The sequence below is a fragment of the Ideonella sp. genome, assembly GCF_041287625.1.
Lineage (GTDB): Bacteria > Pseudomonadota > Gammaproteobacteria > Burkholderiales > Burkholderiaceae_C > Ideonella.
In genome coordinates this window covers 18134-35182 of record NZ_JBGGNH010000007.1, presented here as the reverse complement: position 1 = coordinate 35182, position 17049 = coordinate 18134, and the positions used below count along the sequence as shown (strand labels likewise).

18 protein-coding genes are annotated in these 17049 nt (G+C 66.5%); 7 read left to right on the top strand and 11 right to left on the bottom strand.

Going from position 1 to position 17049, the window contains the following annotated elements:
* Nucleotides 1–4 precede the first annotated feature (4 nt).
* The 8 genes from ACAH41_RS01570 to ACAH41_RS01535 are packed head-to-tail and all read right to left on the bottom strand — an operon-like array spanning nucleotide 5 to nucleotide 7472.
* Complete coding sequence (locus tag ACAH41_RS01570) at nucleotides 5–1012, bottom strand: MerR family transcriptional regulator (protein ID WP_325654911.1); 1008 nt, start codon at nucleotides 1010–1012, stop codon at nucleotides 5–7.
* Nucleotides 1013–1029: 17 nt separating this feature from the next.
* Nucleotides 1030–1413, bottom strand: coding sequence for a fluoride efflux transporter CrcB (gene crcB / locus ACAH41_RS01565; RefSeq protein ID WP_325654912.1), 384 nt, complete (start codon nucleotides 1411–1413; stop codon nucleotides 1030–1032).
* Entirely contained in the window at nucleotides 1410–1901 is a 492-nt protein-coding gene (locus ACAH41_RS01560; protein WP_325654914.1) for a molybdenum cofactor biosynthesis protein MoaE, read from the bottom strand. The genes crcB and ACAH41_RS01560 overlap by 4 nt, the downstream gene beginning before the upstream one ends.
* A 4-nt stretch (nucleotides 1902–1905) precedes the next feature.
* On the bottom strand, nucleotides 1906–2160 hold the full coding sequence (locus ACAH41_RS01555; RefSeq protein WP_370538135.1) for a MoaD/ThiS family protein: 255 nt from the start codon (nucleotides 2158–2160) through the stop codon (nucleotides 1906–1908).
* A 2-nt stretch (nucleotides 2161–2162) separates the two neighbouring features.
* Nucleotides 2163–3455 carry a gephyrin-like molybdotransferase Glp gene (glp, locus tag ACAH41_RS01550; RefSeq protein ID WP_325654916.1) on the bottom strand — a complete coding sequence of 431 codons (1293 nt, stop codon included), beginning with the start codon at nucleotides 3453–3455 and terminating at the stop codon, nucleotides 2163–2165.
* A gap of 7 nt (nucleotides 3456–3462) precedes the next feature.
* Complete coding sequence (gene thrC / locus ACAH41_RS01545; protein ID WP_325654918.1) at nucleotides 3463–4869, bottom strand: threonine synthase; 1407 nt, start codon at nucleotides 4867–4869, stop codon at nucleotides 3463–3465.
* 14 nt (nucleotides 4870–4883) lie between these two features.
* Nucleotides 4884–6221 carry a homoserine dehydrogenase gene (locus ACAH41_RS01540; protein ID WP_325654920.1) on the bottom strand — a complete coding sequence of 446 codons (1338 nt, stop codon included), beginning with the start codon at nucleotides 6219–6221 and terminating at the stop codon, nucleotides 4884–4886.
* 24 nt (nucleotides 6222–6245) lie between these two features.
* Nucleotides 6246–7472: a pyridoxal phosphate-dependent aminotransferase gene (locus ACAH41_RS01535; protein WP_325654923.1), complete on the bottom strand. Its 1227-nt coding sequence runs from the start codon at nucleotides 7470–7472 to the stop codon at nucleotides 6246–6248.
* A 172-nt stretch (nucleotides 7473–7644) separates the two neighbouring features.
* On the opposite strand from ACAH41_RS01535, the gene ACAH41_RS01530 reads away from it, so the two are divergent.
* The 5 genes from ACAH41_RS01530 to moaA all read left to right on the top strand — a co-directional run bounded on the left by ACAH41_RS01530 (nucleotide 7645) and on the right by moaA (nucleotide 12554).
* Nucleotides 7645–8034 carry an Mth938-like domain-containing protein gene (locus ACAH41_RS01530; RefSeq protein WP_325654925.1) on the top strand — a complete coding sequence of 130 codons (390 nt, stop codon included), beginning with the start codon at nucleotides 7645–7647 and terminating at the stop codon, nucleotides 8032–8034.
* 120 nt (nucleotides 8035–8154) lie between these two features.
* Nucleotides 8155–8631, top strand: a complete 477-nt coding sequence (locus ACAH41_RS01525) for a peroxiredoxin (protein ID WP_325654927.1) — start codon at nucleotides 8155–8157, stop codon at nucleotides 8629–8631.
* 155 nt (nucleotides 8632–8786) lie between these two features.
* The gene (locus ACAH41_RS01520) at nucleotides 8787–10445 is read left to right on the top strand and encodes a PhoH family protein (protein WP_325654929.1); all 1659 of its coding nucleotides are present in this window, start codon (nucleotides 8787–8789) and stop codon (nucleotides 10443–10445) included.
* A 356-nt stretch (nucleotides 10446–10801) separates the two neighbouring features.
* On the top strand, nucleotides 10802–11308 hold the full coding sequence (locus ACAH41_RS01515; RefSeq protein ID WP_325654931.1) for a C40 family peptidase: 507 nt from the start codon (nucleotides 10802–10804) through the stop codon (nucleotides 11306–11308).
* A gap of 130 nt (nucleotides 11309–11438) precedes the next feature.
* Nucleotides 11439–12554, top strand: a complete 1116-nt coding sequence (moaA, locus tag ACAH41_RS01510) for a GTP 3',8-cyclase MoaA (protein WP_325654933.1) — start codon at nucleotides 11439–11441, stop codon at nucleotides 12552–12554.
* A 36-nt stretch (nucleotides 12555–12590) separates the two neighbouring features.
* Here moaA and rnhA read toward each other — a convergent pair whose 3' ends face one another.
* Both rnhA and ACAH41_RS01500 read right to left on the bottom strand, forming a co-directional pair.
* Complete coding sequence (gene rnhA, locus ACAH41_RS01505) at nucleotides 12591–13028, bottom strand: ribonuclease HI (RefSeq protein WP_325654934.1); 438 nt, start codon at nucleotides 13026–13028, stop codon at nucleotides 12591–12593.
* Between the two features lie 11 nt (nucleotides 13029–13039).
* On the bottom strand, nucleotides 13040–13924 hold the full coding sequence (locus ACAH41_RS01500) for a methyltransferase domain-containing protein (RefSeq protein ID WP_325654935.1): 885 nt from the start codon (nucleotides 13922–13924) through the stop codon (nucleotides 13040–13042).
* A gap of 25 nt (nucleotides 13925–13949) precedes the next feature.
* On the opposite strand from ACAH41_RS01500, the gene gloB reads away from it, so the two are divergent.
* On the top strand, nucleotides 13950–14723 hold the full coding sequence (gene gloB / locus ACAH41_RS01495; RefSeq protein ID WP_325654937.1) for a hydroxyacylglutathione hydrolase: 774 nt from the start codon (nucleotides 13950–13952) through the stop codon (nucleotides 14721–14723).
* A complete protein-coding gene (locus ACAH41_RS01490; protein WP_325654939.1) occupies nucleotides 14720–16381 on the top strand; it encodes a transglycosylase SLT domain-containing protein in 1662 nt (553 codons plus the stop codon). The genes gloB and ACAH41_RS01490 overlap by 4 nt, the downstream gene beginning before the upstream one ends.
* Nucleotides 16382–16453: 72 nt before the next feature.
* Here the strand turns inward: ACAH41_RS01490 and recR are convergent, their stop codons facing one another.
* Complete coding sequence (recR, locus tag ACAH41_RS01485) at nucleotides 16454–17041, bottom strand: recombination mediator RecR (RefSeq protein ID WP_325654940.1); 588 nt, start codon at nucleotides 17039–17041, stop codon at nucleotides 16454–16456.
* Nucleotides 17042–17049: the final 8 nt, after the last annotated feature.

The window sequence follows — 17049 nt, the reverse complement described above, 5'->3', positions numbered from 1 at the left end:
AGGGTCAAGCCCCGTCGGACATCGCCTGGTTCAGGAAGGCGCGCAGTTCGGGCGTCAGCGGTCCGCCCAGTTGCAGCAGCGGCTCGGCCTCGAAGGCATGGCGCAACCGGTCGCGCAGCTGGGCGTCGCCGCCGGTCGACTGATGCGACAGCTCGAACCAGCGGCGCACCAGCGCACGCACGGCTTCGCTGCCGGGCCCGGCCTTGGCGTCCATCAAGCCTTGCGCATCGGTGGCCAGCTGCGCCCAGGCCTCGCGCGGCACATGGCCCAGCCGGCGCAAATCGTCTTCACTGAGGTAGCGCAGCATCAGCGACAGCCGCAGTTGCACCGCCGGCTCGATGAACTGCACCATCGCCAGCGATGGCCCGCCACCGCGCTGCAGGGCCGGGTCGCTGTGATAGGCCTTGCCCCAGCGTTCCATCATGTCGAAGTCGCCCTGCATCCAGTCGCGCATCAGCGTCATCCAGCGCTGCGCCAGCGGCTGTACCTGCGGATCGAGCGGCTCCGCTCCGCTGTCCATCAGCGCCTGCACTTCGGCGATCAGCTGCCACCAGTCTGCCGCCACGCTGGGCCACTGGGCAAAGATGCGGCGCGTCTCGGCGGGACTGAAATGCGCGTCGCAGACGGTCATCATCTGCAGCGTGGTGAGCAATTCGTCCAGCTCCGGCTCCTCACCTTCGCCGAGGCGGCGCTGCATCATCTCCAGCCGCTGCTGCAGCGCCTGCGCCTGGCGGATCTGCTGGTGCAAGGACTGCAGCTGGCGCTCGACGATCTGCGGCAGCTGCGCACCGCCTTCCGCCAGCAACCGGCCAACCTCCTCCAGCGTCAGGCCCAGCCCCTGCAGTGCCTGGATGGCATGCAGCCGGGCCACGTCGCCCTGGTCGTAGAGCCGGTAATCGTTTTCGGCGCGGGCGGACGGGCGCAGCAGGCCGATGCTGTCGTAGTGGTGCAGTGTGCGCACCGTGAGGCCGGCGCGCCTGGCGAGTTCGCCGACCTTCAGCAAGACGGCCATGTGCAGCTCGGCGCCAATCAGCGCAATGCCAGCCGGCCCAGGCCGAAGCCAGCCGCAGCACAAGCCAGCGCACCGAACAAGTGAGCTGCCGAATGCAGCAAGGCCATGCCGAACTGGCCGCGCTGCAGCAGGCCCAGCGATTCGCCGGAGAAGGACGAGAAGGTGGTGAAGCCGCCCAGCACGCCGGTCACCAGCAGCAGGCGCAGCAGCTCGTCCGGCGAGCGTGCGAACCAGACCAGCGCAAAGCCGATCAGCAGGCCGCCCGCGCAGTTGACGAACAAGGTGCCCAGCGGAAAGCCGCCCCAGTTGCCGTTCAGCCAGATGGCAGCGCCCCAGCGCGCGAGCGCCCCGACCGCCGAGCCGATGGCCACCGCCAGGGCTTGCAACAGCGTGGGCGTCATGGCGCCTGCGCCTCGCCCGCGGCGTTGCCGGCGACGATGCCCCAGCGCGCCAGCGCCGCGTCGTCCGCCACGCGGGCGTCCACCCATCGGCTGCCTTGCGGCGTGTCTTCCTTTTTCCAGAACGGGGCCTGGGTCTTCAGGTAGTCCATTAGGAATTCGCAGCCTTGAAATGCCTCACCGCGATGCGCCGCAGCCACCGCAACCAGCACGATCTGGTCCAGCGGCAACAGCGGGCCCACGCGGTGCACCACGCGCGCCGCCAGCAGGCCGAAGCGGGCGACAGCCTGGTCGACCATGGCCTCGATGGCACGCTCCGTCATGCCGGGATAGTGTTCCAGCGTCATGGCGCTGACCGCGGCGCCGTCGCTGCGGTCGCGCACCGTGCCAACGAAGCTGACCACCGCGCCGACGCCCGCCAAGCCGGCGCGCAAGGCGGCCACTTCGGCGCTCAGGTCGAAGTCTTCGGCCTGGATGCTGACGCGGGCCATGGCCTCAGCCACCGGTGACCGGCGGGAAAAACGCCAGTTCGTCACCATCCGCCAGCGTGGCGGACTCATCGGCCAGCTGCTGGTTCAGCGCGGCGCGCACCGCCCTGCCTTGCGCCAGCTTGCCGGCAAAGGGCTCGCCCCGCGCGACCAGTGCGGCACGGGCTGCGGCAATGCTGCTGCCGGCCGGCAGGCTCAGCGCCTGCTCGGCGCCGAGGGCCTCGCGCAGGGAGGCGAAAAACTTCAGCTGGATGGTGATCATGGTCACGCCGCGATCAGGCTGGCCAGCGGCAGGAAGCGCACCGTGTCGCCGCGCGCAATTGCCTGGCCGGCGGGGTTGTCCACCAGGCCATCGGCCCACACGGTGGACGTGAGCACGCCGGAGCCCTGGTTGTCGAACAGCGCCAACTCGCCTTCGGGCGTGAGCTGCACGCGCAGGAACTCGCGCCGCTTGTCGGCCCTGGGCCAATCGAAGGCGGCGCGCAGCGGCAGGCTTTGCGGCAGCGTGGCCGGCATGCCCTGCAGTGCACGCAGCACTGGCGCCACCGTGACCAGGAAGGTCACGAAGCTGGAGACCGGGTTGCCCGGCAGGCCGATGAACAGCGCCTCGCCGCTGGCATCGTCGTCGCCACGGCGGATTGCACCAAAGGCCAGAGGCTTGCCAGGCTTGATGGCGATCTGCCAAAGGTCCAGCCGGCCTTCGGCCTGGGCGGCCGGCCGCAAATGGTCTTCCTCGCCGACGGAGACGCCACCGGAAGTCACGATCAGGTCCGCGTCCCGCGCGGCGGTGCGCAGCGCGGCGCGCGTCGCGTCCAGCCGGTCGGGCACGATGCCCAGGTCCTGTACCTCGCAGCCGGCCGCCTGCAGCAGCGCACGCAGCGTGAAGCGATTGGAGTTGTAGATCGCACCGGGCTTCAGCGGCTCGCCGGGCATGGCGAGTTCGTCGCCGGTCGAGAACAGCGCCACGCGCGGGCGGCGCAGCACGGGTAGCTCGGCCAGCCCGACCGCCGCCGCCAAGCCCAGCGCCTGCGGCGTGAGCCGTGCGCCGGCTCGCAGCACCGTGGCGCCCATCGCCACGTCTTCGCCACGCCGGCGTATGGCTTGCCCGAGCTTGGGCGCCGTGGCGAGCGAAATGCGCACCCGCGCCACGTCGCCCGCAACGTCCACCGCGGCCGGCAGGGCTTCGCAGATTTCCTGCATCAGCACCGTGTCCGCACCCGCCGGCACCTGGGCGCCGGTGAAGATGCGCGCGGCGGTGCCGGGCACCAGCGGTTGGCCGGGTGTGCCCGCCGCAATGCGCTGGCTGACAGGCAGCACCACCGCGCCGTACGCCCCCGGCACCAGGTCCGCGAAGCGAACCGCGTAGCCGTCCATCGCGCTGTTGTCGGCCGGCGGCACGTCCAGCGTGGACTGCACCGGCGAGGCCAGCACGCGGCCCAGCGCCTGCGCCGTCGGCACGGCTTCCTGCGCCTGCAGCCGGTGCCCGGCGGCAGCCGACGTGAGGCGCTGCAGCGCCTCGTCCAGGGTCATCATCGGCGGGTGGGTTGCGCTGCTCATGGCTTCTTCAGGCGCAATGCTGCTCGATGAGGGACTTGACCGCGGCCACGTCAGGCTTCATCACGGTGAAGCGCTTGGGCAGCTGTTCGATGTCGGCCAAGGCTGCGGGGCGGCTCGGCTCCTGGCCCAGCGCTTCGCGAATGGTCTCGGCAAACTTGGCCGGCAGCGCGGTTTCGAGCACGATCATCGGCACACCAGCTTCGACGTGCTCAGCGGCGACCTTCACGCCGTCGGCGGTGTGCGGGTCGATCATGTCGTGGTGCTGGTTCCAGGTGGCGCGGATGGTGGCCACGCGGTCGGCATGCGTGCTCTTGCCGGAGACAAATCCAAACTCGGCAAAGCTCGCCTTCTCGTCAGCCGACAGCGCGAAGCTGCCTTTGCTGAACAGCGTGCGCGTGCGCTCTGCCGCCTCGGCGTCATGGCCCAGCAGGTCGAAGATGAAGCGCTCGAAGTTCGAGGCCTTGGAGATGTCCATCGACGGGCTGCTGGTCTCGTAGGTGTCCGCGCTGCCGCGCACCCGGTAGGTGCCGGTGCGGAAGAACTCGTCCAGCACGTCGTTTTCGTTGGTGGCCACCACCAGCTGCTTGATCGGCAGGCCCATCATGCGGGCCACGTGGCCGGCGCAGACGTTGCCGAAGTTGCCCGAAGGCACGGCGAAGCTGACATGCTGGCTGTCCTGCTTGGTCGCTTGAAAGTAGCCGGCGAAGTAGTAGACGACCTGCGCCAGGAGGCGCGCCCAGTTGATCGAGTTGACGGTGCCAATCTTGTGCCGGCGCTTGAACGCCAGGTCGTTCGAGACGGCCTTGACGATGTCCTGCGCGTCGTCGAACACGCCTTCCACGGCAATGTTGTGGATGTTCTCGTCCTGCAGGCTGAACATCTGCGCCTGCTGGAACGGGCTCATGCGGCCGTGCGGGCTGAGCATGAAAACACGCACGCCGCGCTTGCCGCGCATCGCGTATTCGGCCGCGCTGCCGGTGTCGCCGGAGGTGGCGCCGAGGATGTTGAGCTGTTCACCACGGCGCGCCAGTTCGTACTCGAACAGGTTGCCCAGCAGTTGCATCGCCATGTCCTTGAAGGCCAGCGTCGGGCCGTTGGACAAGGCTTCGATCTGCAGCCCGCTGTCGCCCAGCGGACGCAGCGGCACGATGGCTTCGCTGCCGAAGACGGCGGGGGTGTAGGTCTTGTGGACCAAGGCCTTCAGGTCGGCTGCTGGAATGTCGTCGATGTAGAGCGACAGGATCTCGAAGGCGAGTTCTGCATACGACAGGCCGCGCCAGCGCGCGAGCGTCGTGCTGTCGACCTTCGGATAGACGACGGGCAGGTAGAGCCCACCATCGGGCGCCAGGCCTTCGAGCAGGATCTCGCAGAAGCGGCGCTCGGTCTTGTCGCCGCGGGTGCTGATGTAAAGCATGGGCGTTGTCCGGCTCAAGCGAGCTCTTCTTTCCGGATGCTGACGATGGGCGCCAGCACGGTGGGCAGGGCCTGCATCTGCGCCAGCGCGGCGCGCATGCGGCCTTCCAGCGTGTCGTGCGTCAGGATGATCAGGTCGGTCTGCTTCTCGCCCTCGTTGGACTCGCGCTGCAGCACGGCGTCGATGGACAGGTTTTGCTCGGCCAGGATGGTGGTGATGCTGGACAGCACGCCAGGCTCGTCCGCCACACGCAGGCGCAGGTAGAACGAGGTCTGCACTTCGGACAGCGGCAGGATGGGCGTGTCGGCCAGGGCGTCCGGCTGGAAGGCCAGGTGGGGCACGCGGTGGTCCGGGTCGGCGGTGTGCAGGCGGGTGATGTCGACCAGGTCGGCAACGACTGCAGAGGCGGTGGGCTCTGCGCCCGCGCCTTTGCCGTAGTACAGCGTGGTGCCGACAGCGTCGCCCTGCACCACCACGGCGTTCATCGCGCCTTCGACGTTGGCGATCAGGCGCTTGGTGGGCACCAGTGTCGGGTGCACGCGAAGCTCGATGCCCACGGTGGCCTTGACGCCGTTCACCACGGCTTCACGGCGGCGCGTGATGCCCAGCAGCTTGATGCGGTAGCCCAACTGCTCGGCATAGCGGATGTCGGCCGCCTGCAGCTGGGTGATGCCTTCGATGTGGGCCTTGGCGAACTGCACCGGCACGCCGAAGGCGATGGCGCTCATGATGGTCAGCTTGTGCGCCGCGTCCACGCCTTCGATGTCGAAGGTCGGGTCGGCTTCGGCATAGCCCAGGCGCTGGGCTTCCTTCAGCACGGTGGCGAAGTCCAGCCCCTTGTCGCGCATCTCGCTGAGGATGAAGTTCGTCGTGCCGTTGATGATGCCGGCGATCCATTCGATGCGGTTGCCGGTCAGGCCTTCGCGCAGCGCCTTGATGATGGGAATGCCGCCGGCCACGGCTGCCTCGAAGCCGACCATCACGCCCTTGGCGTGGGCGGCGGCAAAGATCTCGGTGCCATGCACTGCCAGCAGCGCCTTGTTGGCCGTGACCACGTGCTTGCCGGCGGCAATGGCTTCGAGCACCAGGTCCTTGGCCAGCGTGGTGCCGCCGACCAGCTCGATGACGATGTCGATCGCCGGGTTGGCAATGATGTCGCGCGCATTGGCCACGACCTCGGCCTTGTCGCCAACGATGGCGCGGGCCTGGTCCAGGTTGCGCCGGTTGACGGCGACCAGCTCGATGCCACGGCCGGCCCGGCGACGAATCTCTTCCTGGTTGCGGGAGAGCACGTGGAAGACGCCGGCACCGACGGTGCCCAGGCCAATCAGGCCAACCTGGATGGGTTTCATGAAAACAATGCTCGTGGAAAAAACTCAGGCGGAGTGTCGCTTGCGATAGCCGTCAAGGAAGCGCGCGATGCGGCCGACGGCCTCGGTGAGGTCATCGGTGTTGGGCAGGAAGACGACGCGGAAGTGGTCCGGCGCGTTCCAGTTGAAGCCAGTGCCCTGCACGATCAGCACCTTCTCCTCGGCCAGCAGCTCGTAGGCGAATTGCTGGTCGTCGGCGATCGGGTACAGCTTCGGGTCCAGCCGCGGGAACATGTAGAGCGCGGCCTTGGGCTTGACGACGCTGACGCCGGGGATCTGGGTCAGCAGCTCGTAGGCCAGGTCGCGCTGGCGCGCGAGGCGGCCACCGGGCGCGACCAGGTCCTTGATGCTCTGGTAGCCGCCCAGCGCGGTCTGGATCGCCAACTGGCCCGGCGTGTTGGCGCACAGGCGCATGGAGGCCAGCATGTTCAGGCCTTCAATGTAGTCCTGGGCGCGCTTCTTGTTGCCCGAGACCACCATCCAGCCGGCCCGGTAGCCGCAGGAGCGGTAGTTCTTGGACAGGCCGTTGAAGGTCAGGAACAGCACGTCGTCTGCCAGCGAAGCGATGCTGGTATGGGTCGCGCCATCGTACAAGGTCTTGTCGTAGATCTCGTCCGAGAAGATCACCAGCTCGTGCTGCCGCGCGATCTCGACCATGCCCTGCAGGATCTCGTCCGGGTACAGCGCGCCGGTCGGGTTGTTCGGGTTGATCAGCACCAGCGCCTTGGTGCGCGGCGTGATCTTGGCGCGCATGTCGGCCAGGTCCGGCAGCCAGCCGGAGCCTTCGTCGCAGTGGTAGTGCACCGGCGTGCCACCGGACAGCGAAACCACCGCGGTGTAGAGCGGGTAGTCGGGCGACGGGATCAGCACTTCGTCGCCACTGTCCAGCAGTGCGTTCATGCTCATCGAGATCAACTCGGAGGCGCCGTTGCCGAGGTAGACATCGTCCACCGTCACGCCGGCGATCTTCTTTTCCTGGCAGTAGTGAACCACCGCCTTGCGCGGCGCAAACAAGCCCTTGGAATCGGTATACCCGGCGGCATTTGGCAGGTTGCGGATCATGTCCTGCACGATCTCGTCGGGCGGCTCAAGACCAAACGCAGCAACGTTGCCGATGTTCAGCTTGATGATCTTGTGGCCCTCTTCCTCCATCTGCCGGGCTTTGTCCAGCACGGGGCCACGGATGTCGTAGCCGACGTTGGCGAGCTTGCTGGACTTGGCGATCGGTTTCAAACCGGTTCTCCTGTGAGGAAACCTATAATTTAACCATAGACCCCCTCTGAAAAGGCCCTGCCGGAGGCCTTCGCAGCCAGCGAAGCCAGGCCTGCCAAAACGCGTAGCCGCAGCCCGTGCGGCCATGTCAGCCACGCAGGTCCGGCAACCCTCAACGCCCCAAGGAAGTCGATTGAAATTCCAGCCCGACCAACTCGAAGGCGTCAATGCCATTTCCCGGCTCGATGCCGATCGCCTGTGGGTGCACCAGACCCCGTTCACGCACAGCGTGCTGGTGCCCTGGCGCGGCGAGGTGCAACCGTGGGCTGCCAATTCGCCCGCGGACCTGACGGCGGCGCACTTCGAGCAGATCCTCGCGCTGCAGCCTGAACTGGTGATCTTCGGCAGCGGCGCGAAGCTGGCGTTTGTCTCGCCGCAGCTGTACCGCGCACTGATCGAGCGACGCATCGGCATCGAGACCATGGACACCGGCGCAGCCTGCCGCACCTACAACGTGCTGGTCAACGAAGGACGCAAGGTGGTGGGCGCCATCCTGCTGTCACCCGCTGCCGGATCGGCGTGATGTTCGATTCAGGGCTGACCCCGAGGCATTCTGGTACGAGCCGGGATCAGGAATATGTCTGCTTCAATCTATAATGTCGAGTGATGCCTCCCGGGGCGCCCGCTAGAAGACAAGATCCTCATGACGCCAGCCCTCAACAAACATCTTCCGGAAATTGAAGCGCAGGCCACCGGCGGTGTGAAGTTCACCCCGCAGGCGTTTCACGGTCGGGTCGTGGTCCTTTATTTCTACCCCAAGGACAACACGCCCGGCTGCACGACAGAAGCCATGCAGTTCCGCGACCAGCACAAAGATTTTGTCAAGGCGGGCGCCGTTGTATTCGGCGTTTCGCGCGACAACATGGCTTCGCACGACAAGTTCAAGCAAAACCTTGAATTGCCATTCGAGCTGATTGCCGACACCGAAGAAAAGCTGTGCCACATGTTTGGCGTGGTGAAGAACAAGATCATGTACGGCAAGAAGGTCAAGGGCATTGAACGCTCCACCTTCCTGATCGACGAAAAAGGCGTGCTGCGCGCCGAGTGGCGCGGCATCAAGGTCGCCGGCCATGTGGATGAAGTGCTCAAAGCCGTGAAGGAATTGAAAACAGCAGCCTGAAAGCAGGCGGCGCAAGCCGCTTTTCAGGGTCGGCGAGTTGTGCATAATGGGTTCATGCCCGAGATCAACGCGTCGCGCATCCAGCCAAAAGCCGCACAGCCATCTGTGCGGCTTTTTTGTTTCTGAACCTGCTTTCGATCCAAACACCGCTGTCCATGCCACTGCCCAAGCCCCCTGCCGCTCGCGCCTCCTTCCTCCCCGCTGCCGCCTACGACACCCAGGCAGCACCCAAACCCTCCCGCCAGCCCACCAAGGTCGCCGCACCAGCGGCCGACGAACGTGCGCCCGCGCTCGAACTGCGCGCGGACCCGGCGCCTGGCGCCGCAGCACCCACCGGCCAACTGCCCACCAAGGCGGCCGCCAAGAAGAGCACGGCGCCCGCCCGCCCGGTCGTGCAGGCCAAGCCCCGCAAGCCGCGCCACACCGGCCCGGCCAAGCTGTTCGTGCTGGACACCAACGTGCTGATGCACGACCCGATGTCGATCTACCGCTTCGACGAGCACGACATCTACCTGCCGATGATCACGCTCGAAGAGCTCGACGGCCACAAGAAGGGCATGAGCGAGGTCTCGCGCAACGTGCGCCAGGTCAGCCGCGAACTGGACGCGCTGGCCGGCGACAGCCTGGACCCGGCTGCAGGTGTACCGCTGGCCAAGACCGGCCACCGCGAGGCCGGCGGCAAGCTGTTTTTCCAGACCACGTTCCTGGATGCCAAGCTGCCGGCGGGCCTGCCGCAGGGCAAGGCCGACAATCAGATCCTCGGCGTCGTGCAGTCGCTGCGGGAGCAGCACGGCAAGGAGCGCGAAGTCGTGCTGGTGTCCAAGGACATCAACATGCGCATCAAGGCCCGCGCGATGGGCTTGGCCGCCGAGGACTATTTCAACGACAAGACGCTGGAAGACGGCGACCTGCTCTACACCGGCGTGATGGCGCTGCCAGCCGATTTCTGGGAGCGCCATGGCAAGACCATGGAAAGCTGGAACCAGGGTGGCCACACTTTCTACCGCATCAGCGGCCCGCTGGTGCCGGCTTTGATGGTCAACCAGTTTGTCTTCCTGGAAGTGCCTGGCGAAGCGCCGCTGTATGCGCGCGTCAACGAGATCACTGGCAAGACCGCGGTGCTCAAGACCCTGCGCGACTACACCCATGCCAAGCATTCCATCTGGGGCGTGACCGCACGAAACCGCGAACAGAATTTCGCCTTGAACCTGCTGATGGATTCGGAGTGCGACTTCATCACGCTGACCGGCACCGCAGGCACCGGCAAGACGCTGATGACGCTGGCCGCAGCCCTGAGCCAAGTCATGGAGGACCGGCGCTACACCGAGATCATCGTGACCCGGGTCACCGTCCCGGTCGGCGAGGACATCGGTTTCCTCCCTGGCAACGAGGAAGAAAAGATGGGGCCATGGATGGGCGCGCTGGACGACAACCTGGAAGTGCTGGCCAAGAGCGACAACTCCGCCGGCGAATGGGGCCGCGCCGCCACCAATGACCTGGTGCGCTCGAAGATCAAGATCAAGAGCCTGAACTTCATGCGCGGCCGCACCTTCCTGAACAAGTTCGTCATCATCGACGAGGCGCAGAACCTGACGCCCAAGCAGATGAAGACCTTGATCACGCGCGCCGGCCCTGGCACCAAGATCGTTTGCCTGGGCAACCTGGCACAGATCGACACACCGTACCTCACCGAAGGCTCGTCCGGCCTGACCTTCGCGGTCGACCGCTTCAAGGGCTGGCCGCATTCGGGCCACATCACGCTGGCCCGCGGCGAACGCTCGCGCCTGGCGGACTTTGCCTCCGAGGTGCTTTGACACGCTGCTGAAGCCAGCCGGCGCCCGAGCAAACCGGGTTCAAATGCAAAACGGGGTCAATGGCCCCGTTTTGCTGCGGACCCCAGGCCCGCGAGTCAACACGGCGTTGGTGACAAAAAGCTGCGGCAACCTGCGCTAAGGGTTTGTCAGGCATGATTTTTCCTGGCTTTTTTGGCTTGACACCCCTCGCCAGCTTGCCTATCCTTGCCCGCGTGCATTCCCCCGAGTTCCCCGCTGGCCGGGTCAGCCAGCCGAGTCCCCGACTCGTCCTGCTGTGCTTGTTTTCAATGCTGATGCTGCTCTTTGCGAGCCAGGCAGCGCAAGCCGCCCCCGACGCCGCCAACCCTGATCCCGTCATGCGCCTGCTTCAAGAGCGCGGCATGCTGACGGTCGTCGGCAGCAATGGCGAACACTCCCTGCTCTCGCAAGTGCGTGACACCGCTTCCGACCTGGTGCTGTCGGCCATGAACTTCATCGGCGTGCGCTATCGCCGCGGCGGCACCACCGCCGAAGAAGGCTTCGACTGCTCAGGCTTCACCCGCCACATCTTCGAAAACAGCATTGGCTTGGTACTGCCGCGCCGTGCCGACGAACAAGCCCGCGCCCCCGGCTTGCTGGCCGTCAAGGAGTCGGATCTCAAGCCCGGCGACCTGGTGTTCTTCAACACCTTGCGTCACGCTTTTTCGCACGTCGGCATTTATGTGGGTGACGGCAAGTTCATCCATTCGCCGCGCGCTGGCGGCGAGGTGCGGGTCGAGGACATGCACTATTCCTACTGGGCCAAGCGCTTCAATGGCGCGCGCCGCGTGCCGCAAATCGGCGCGGCTGAGCCGGTCATGGTGGCCCCCACCGACCGCCACTGACGCAGCCGGCGCCACCGGCGCTCGCCCAAGGTTCACAACGGCCCGCAAAAGCGGGCCTTTGTGTTCATCGGCCCCGTGGGCGATGTCCCTCGCGGCCGCCGACCTCGCAACGCACGGGCACAATGTGAGGATGTCCAAACGCGTGATTCCTGTGGCTGATTGGCGCGACCTGGCGCCACCGGCCGTGGTGCCTGTCGCCGCAACTTCAGATGGCGTGGTGCTGGACAGCCTGCAGCGCCCGCTGCGCGACCTGCGCATCTCGGTCACCGACCGTTGCAATTTCCGCTGCAGCTACTGCATGCCGCGCGAAGTCTTTGATTCGCGCCATCAGTTTCTTCCGCATGACGCGCTGCTGAGCTTCGAGGAAATCACCCGGCTGGCGCGCCAGTTCGCCCTGCTGGGCGTGCGCAAGCTGCGGCTGACTGGCGGCGAGCCGCTGCTGCGCAAGCACCTGGAAAACCTGGTAGGGCAACTGGCGGAGCTGCGCAGCGTGGACGGCCAGCCGCTGGACATCACGCTGACGACCAATGGCTCGCTGCTGGCCCGCAAGGCGCAGGCCTTGCGCGACGCCGGCCTGCGGCGCGTCACAGTCAGCCTGGACGCGCTGGACGACAGCGTGTTCCAGCGCATGAACGACGTGGGCTTTCCGGTGGCCGATGTGCTGCACGGCATCGACGCTGCGCTGGCCACCGGCCTGGGCCCGATCAAGGTCAACATGGTGGTCAAGCGCGGCGTCAACGACCACCAGGTCGTGCCGATGGCCCGCCACATGCGCGAGCACTACGGCCCGCAGGTCACGCTGCGCTTCATCGAGTTCATGGACGTGGGCGCGACGAACCGCTGGCAGCTCGACGAGGTCCTGCCGTCGGCCGAGCTGCTGGCCCGGCTTTCAGCGCACTGGCCGCTGCTGGCACTGCCCGCCAACGCGCCCGGCGAAACCGCGCAGCGCTGGGCCTACGCCGATGGCCACGGCGAAATCGGGTTGATCTCCAGCGTCAGCCAAGCCTTTTGCGGCGACTGCAACCGCGCCCGGCTGTCGACCGAAGGCAAGCTTTACCTGTGCCTGTTCGCCAGCCGCGGCCACGATTTGCGCCAGTTGCTGCGCGAGGGCGCGGCCAGTGACGCGGCGCTGGGCGGGCACATCCAGGCCATCTGGCAAGGCCGCAACGACCGCTATTCCGAGCTGCGATCCCAACAGTCAAACGCCGCCGAACGCAAAATCGAGATGCACTACATCGGTGGCTGAGCGACAGGGCGGCCCGGTGCCCGGTTGACCCAAAACTCAGTTTGACGAGGACGTCACACCGCGATTGGCCAGCGCGTCTGCGCGTTCGTTGCCCGGGTCGCCGGCGTGGCCCTTGACCCAGTGCCAGGTCACGTCGTGCTGCAGCACTTGCGCTTCCAGTGCCTGCCAGAGTTCGACGTTCTTGACCGGCTTGCCGTCGGCCGTGCGCCAGCCGCGTTTTTTCCAGCCGTGGATCCAGGTCATGATGCCGTTGCGCACGTATTCGCTGTCGGTGTAGATGGCCACCGTGCAACGCCGCTTCAGCGTGCTCAGCGCCTGGATCACCGCGGTCAGCTCCATGCGGTTGTTGGTGGTCAGCTTCTCGCCGCCCCAGAGCTCTTTTTCATGCTCACCGGCGCGCAGCCAGGCTCCCCAGCCGCCCGGGCCAGGATTGCCTTTGCAGGCACCGTCGGTGTAGATCGTCACATCGCTCATGTCTTGTTTCTTCAGGAAGGTCGCCGCGGGCCCGGTGCTGGCGCCTGGCCGAGCCGACCCTGCCGGTTGGCCACAGCCGCGGGTGCGGCCTGCTTGGCCTTGCGTTCATTGCGCGCCAGGCCAATCAGGCGCATGCCACGCACCCGCTTGACCGCCACGACAAAGTAGACAGCGCCGAGGACCGGCCACCAGCGGCCGCCCACGCTTTCCATCCAGCCGAATCGCTCCAGCCAGCGCGGCGACAAAAGCGGCGGACGATAACAGCCCAGCCGCCCGATCTCCAGTTCCATGCCCAGCAGGCGCAGCCAGTCGCGCAACCGCCAGTAGCCGATGAACTCGCCTTCGCTGGGCAGGAACAACGGAGGCTCGCGCGCGCCCAGCCATTGACGCACGCGCCCTCCGCGTTGGCGAAGCCCCCACAGGCTCACCGGATTCAGGCCGGAGATCACGACCCGGCCTTCCGGCCGCAGCACGCGGGCCACCTCGGCCAGCGTGCGGTGAGCGTCCGCCGCCAGTTCCAGCGTATGCGGCATCACCACCAGGTCCAGGCTGCGCTCCTCGAACGGCAGCGCCTCGGGTTCGCAGAGCAATGAAGGCTGGCGCAGCGCCAGCAAGCCCGGGTTCGCCCCGGTACCGTCAAGGGTATCAAGCCCGAATGTCGCCGTTGGGCGTTCAATCGCTGGCGCGGACATCGGCGGGGCCGCTGGCGACGGACCACCGGAGGGCAAGCCGGCCAGCCAGCGCCGCGGCATGCGGTTGCAGCGCAAGGCGTCGATTTGCGGCAGGCCCAACTGCAGGGCGTGGAAACCGAACAGGTCTGCCACCGCCTCGTCGATGCGCGCCTGCTCCCAGTCCAGCAGATAACGTCCTGGCGGGGTTTCCAGCCAGTGTGTCATCTCTATAATCCTCGCCTCATCTGTCATGAAACTTGTCGCACTGCCTGCCTTCACCGACAACTACATCTGGATGCTGCACGACGGCCGACAAGCGCTCGTCGTCGATCCGGGTGATGCGGCACCTGTGCAGGAAGCACTTGCGGCGCAGCATCTTGTGCTGTCGGGCATTCTAGTGACCCATCATCACGGTGATCACGTTGGCGGCGTGGCAGCCCTGATGCCGCAGCTTCAAGGCCCGGTGTGGGGCCCTGCCAGCGAAAAGATGCCGGTGCCCGTTACGCCGATGCATCATGGCGATGTGGCATGTTGGCAAGGCCTTTGCTTCGAGGTCCTGGATGTACCGGGGCACACCTCAGGGCACATTGCCTACTTTCTTGCAGCCAGCGGCGCCGAGGCGCCGCTGCTGTTTTGTGGCGATACGCTTTTTTCCGGTGGCTGCGGTCGATTGTTCGAGGGAACTCCACGGCAGATGCACGACTCACTGAACAAGCTCAGCGCCTTGCCCGGCAACACCCGGGTCTGCTGCGCCCATGAATACACCCTGTCGAACCTGCGCTTCGCGCAGGCCGTGGAGCCCGCCAACCCGGCGCTTGTCGCCTACGTCGAACACTGCGAGGCGCTGCGCCGCGAAGGCAGGCCCACGCTGCCTTCGACGATTGCGACCGAGCAAGCGATCAACCCCTTCCTGCGGTCCGAACAGCCCGCGGTGATGGCTTCCGCGCGTCAACACGACGCCTCGGTGCACGACCCGCTGTCGACCTTTGCCGCCTTGCGTGAATGGAAGAACGTCTTCAGATGAACAAACCCCTCCTCGGCTTCATGGCAACCCTGGGCGCCTTGCTGGCAGGCTGTGCAACCCCTGATTTCGGCGACACCGCCGGGGCAAATGCCAACGGCCCCGTGGCCCAGCGGCTCGCCCGCACGCCGGCGCTCACCGCAGCCAATGCGCCCGCGGCCCAGCTGAGGAATGACAGTGGCACGCAGCCCGTCGCGGCAGTGCCCAGCCCGGTGGCTGGCCTGAACCTGGAAGCCCTGGGATCAGCGCCGGTCAGCGACGTGCGGCCAATCGACCCGCTGGAGCCGGGCGCCCCAATCGACCCGCTTGCACTGACCGCGCAGGAAGACCTCTGGCAGCGCATCCGCAACGGCTACGCCATGCCGGACCTTGAAGGCGACCTGGTCGCCAACCGCGAGCAGTTCTACGCCGCCAAGCCAGAGTACATGCGCCGCATGGCCGAGCGCGGCGGGCGCTACCTGTACCACGTGGTCGAGGAACTGGAAAAGCGCCACATGCCGACCGAGCTGGCCTTGTTGCCCTTCGTCGAAAGCGCGTTCAATCCGCAGGCGATCTCCGTCGCGAAGGCCTCCGGCATGTGGCAGTTCGTGCCCGCCACCGGCAAGGACTACGCGCTCAAGCAGAACATTTTTCGCGACGACCGCCGCGACGTGCTGGCCTCCACCCGCGCCGCGCTGGACTACCTGGACCGGCTGCACACCATGTTCAACGACTGGCAGCTCGCGCTGGCGGCCTACAACTGGGGCGAAGGCAATGTGCAGCGCGCCATTGCGCGCAACGAGAAGGCCGGCCTGCCGACCGACTACGCCAGCCTGAAGATGCCGGACGAAACCCGCTACTACGTGCCCAAGCTGCAGGCGATCAAGAACATCATCGCCAAGCCCGAACAGTTTGCAGTGCAACTGCCGCCGCTGAAGAACCACCCGTATTTCCTGACCGTGCCAATCGAGCGCGACATGGACGTGGCGCTGGCGGCCAAGCTGGCCAACGTGCCGATGGAAGAATTCAAGCAGCTGAATCCGCAGATGAACAAGCCGGTGATCCTCGCCGCTGGCACCGAGCAGGTGCTGCTGCCCTACGACAACGCCAACCTGTTCGCCGACAACCTGCGCGCCTTCCACGGCCAGCTCGCCAGCTGGACCGCCTGGCAGGCACCGCGCACGCTGCACCCGGCGGATGTCGCCAAGCAGGTCGGCATGAGCGAAGCGCAGCTGCGCGAGGTCAACCGCATTCCGCCGCGCATGCTGGTCAAGGCCGGCTCCACGCTGCTGGTGCCGCGCGGCGCCAAGCTGGACGCCGACGTGCCCGAAGCGCTGGCCGACAACGCCACCATGGCCCTGGCGCCAGACGTGCCACCGCTGCGCCGCATGACGCTGCGCGCAGGCAAGAAGGGCGACAGCGTGGCGGCAGTGGCCCAGCGTTACCGCGTCAGTGCCGCGCAGGTGGCGGCCTGGAACAAGGTGACTGCAGCGGCGAAATTCAAGCCCGGCGTTTCCTATGTGGTCTTCGTGCCGCAGGCCGCGCCATCACAACGCGCGGCTGCAACGCGTGTGGCGAGCACGGCCAATGCACGTGCCACCCCGGTTCGTGCGAGCAAGCCGGTGTCCGCGGCTCGCAATGTGAAGGCGACGCCCAAGCCGCTGCGGGTGGCCCAACGCTGAGCGCACCTTCACCCGCCATGCAAAACGGCGCCCACAGGCGCCGCTTGCTTTTTGGGACTTGAGTTGCGAGCTTCAGCGCCGATCCACCATCGCATGCGCAATGGTCGACAGGTCCACATACTCGAGCTCGCTGCCCGCCGGCACGCCCCGCGCCAGCCGCGTGACCCGCAGGCCTTGCGCTTTCAGCCCCTCGGCCAGCACATGCGCAGTGGCCTCGCCTTCAGCAGTGAAGCTGGTCGCAAGAATGACTTCCTCGACCTTGCCATCCAGCGCGCGCTGCACCATGGACAGCCCCCCCAGCTCGCTGATGCCGATGCCGTCCAGCGGGCTGATGCGGCCCATCAGCACGTAGTAGAAGCCGTGGTAGCTGCCGGTGCGCTCCAGCGCGGCCTGGTCTGCCGGGCTCTCGATCACGCAAAGCTGCCGCGCGTCCCGCGACTCGTCACTGCAGATGTCGCAGATCGCCGCTTCGGTGAAGGTGTGGCAACGCTCGCAGTGGTGCACCGCACGCAGCGCGCCACCCAGTGCCTCGGCCAGCTGCTCGGCGCCCTCCCGGTCGTGCTGCAGCAGATGGAAGGCCATGCGCTGCGCCGATTTGACGCCCACGCCCGGCAGGCGCCGCAGCGCCTCAATCAATGCGTCAAGTCTGGTCTGGCCCACGCGTTGAA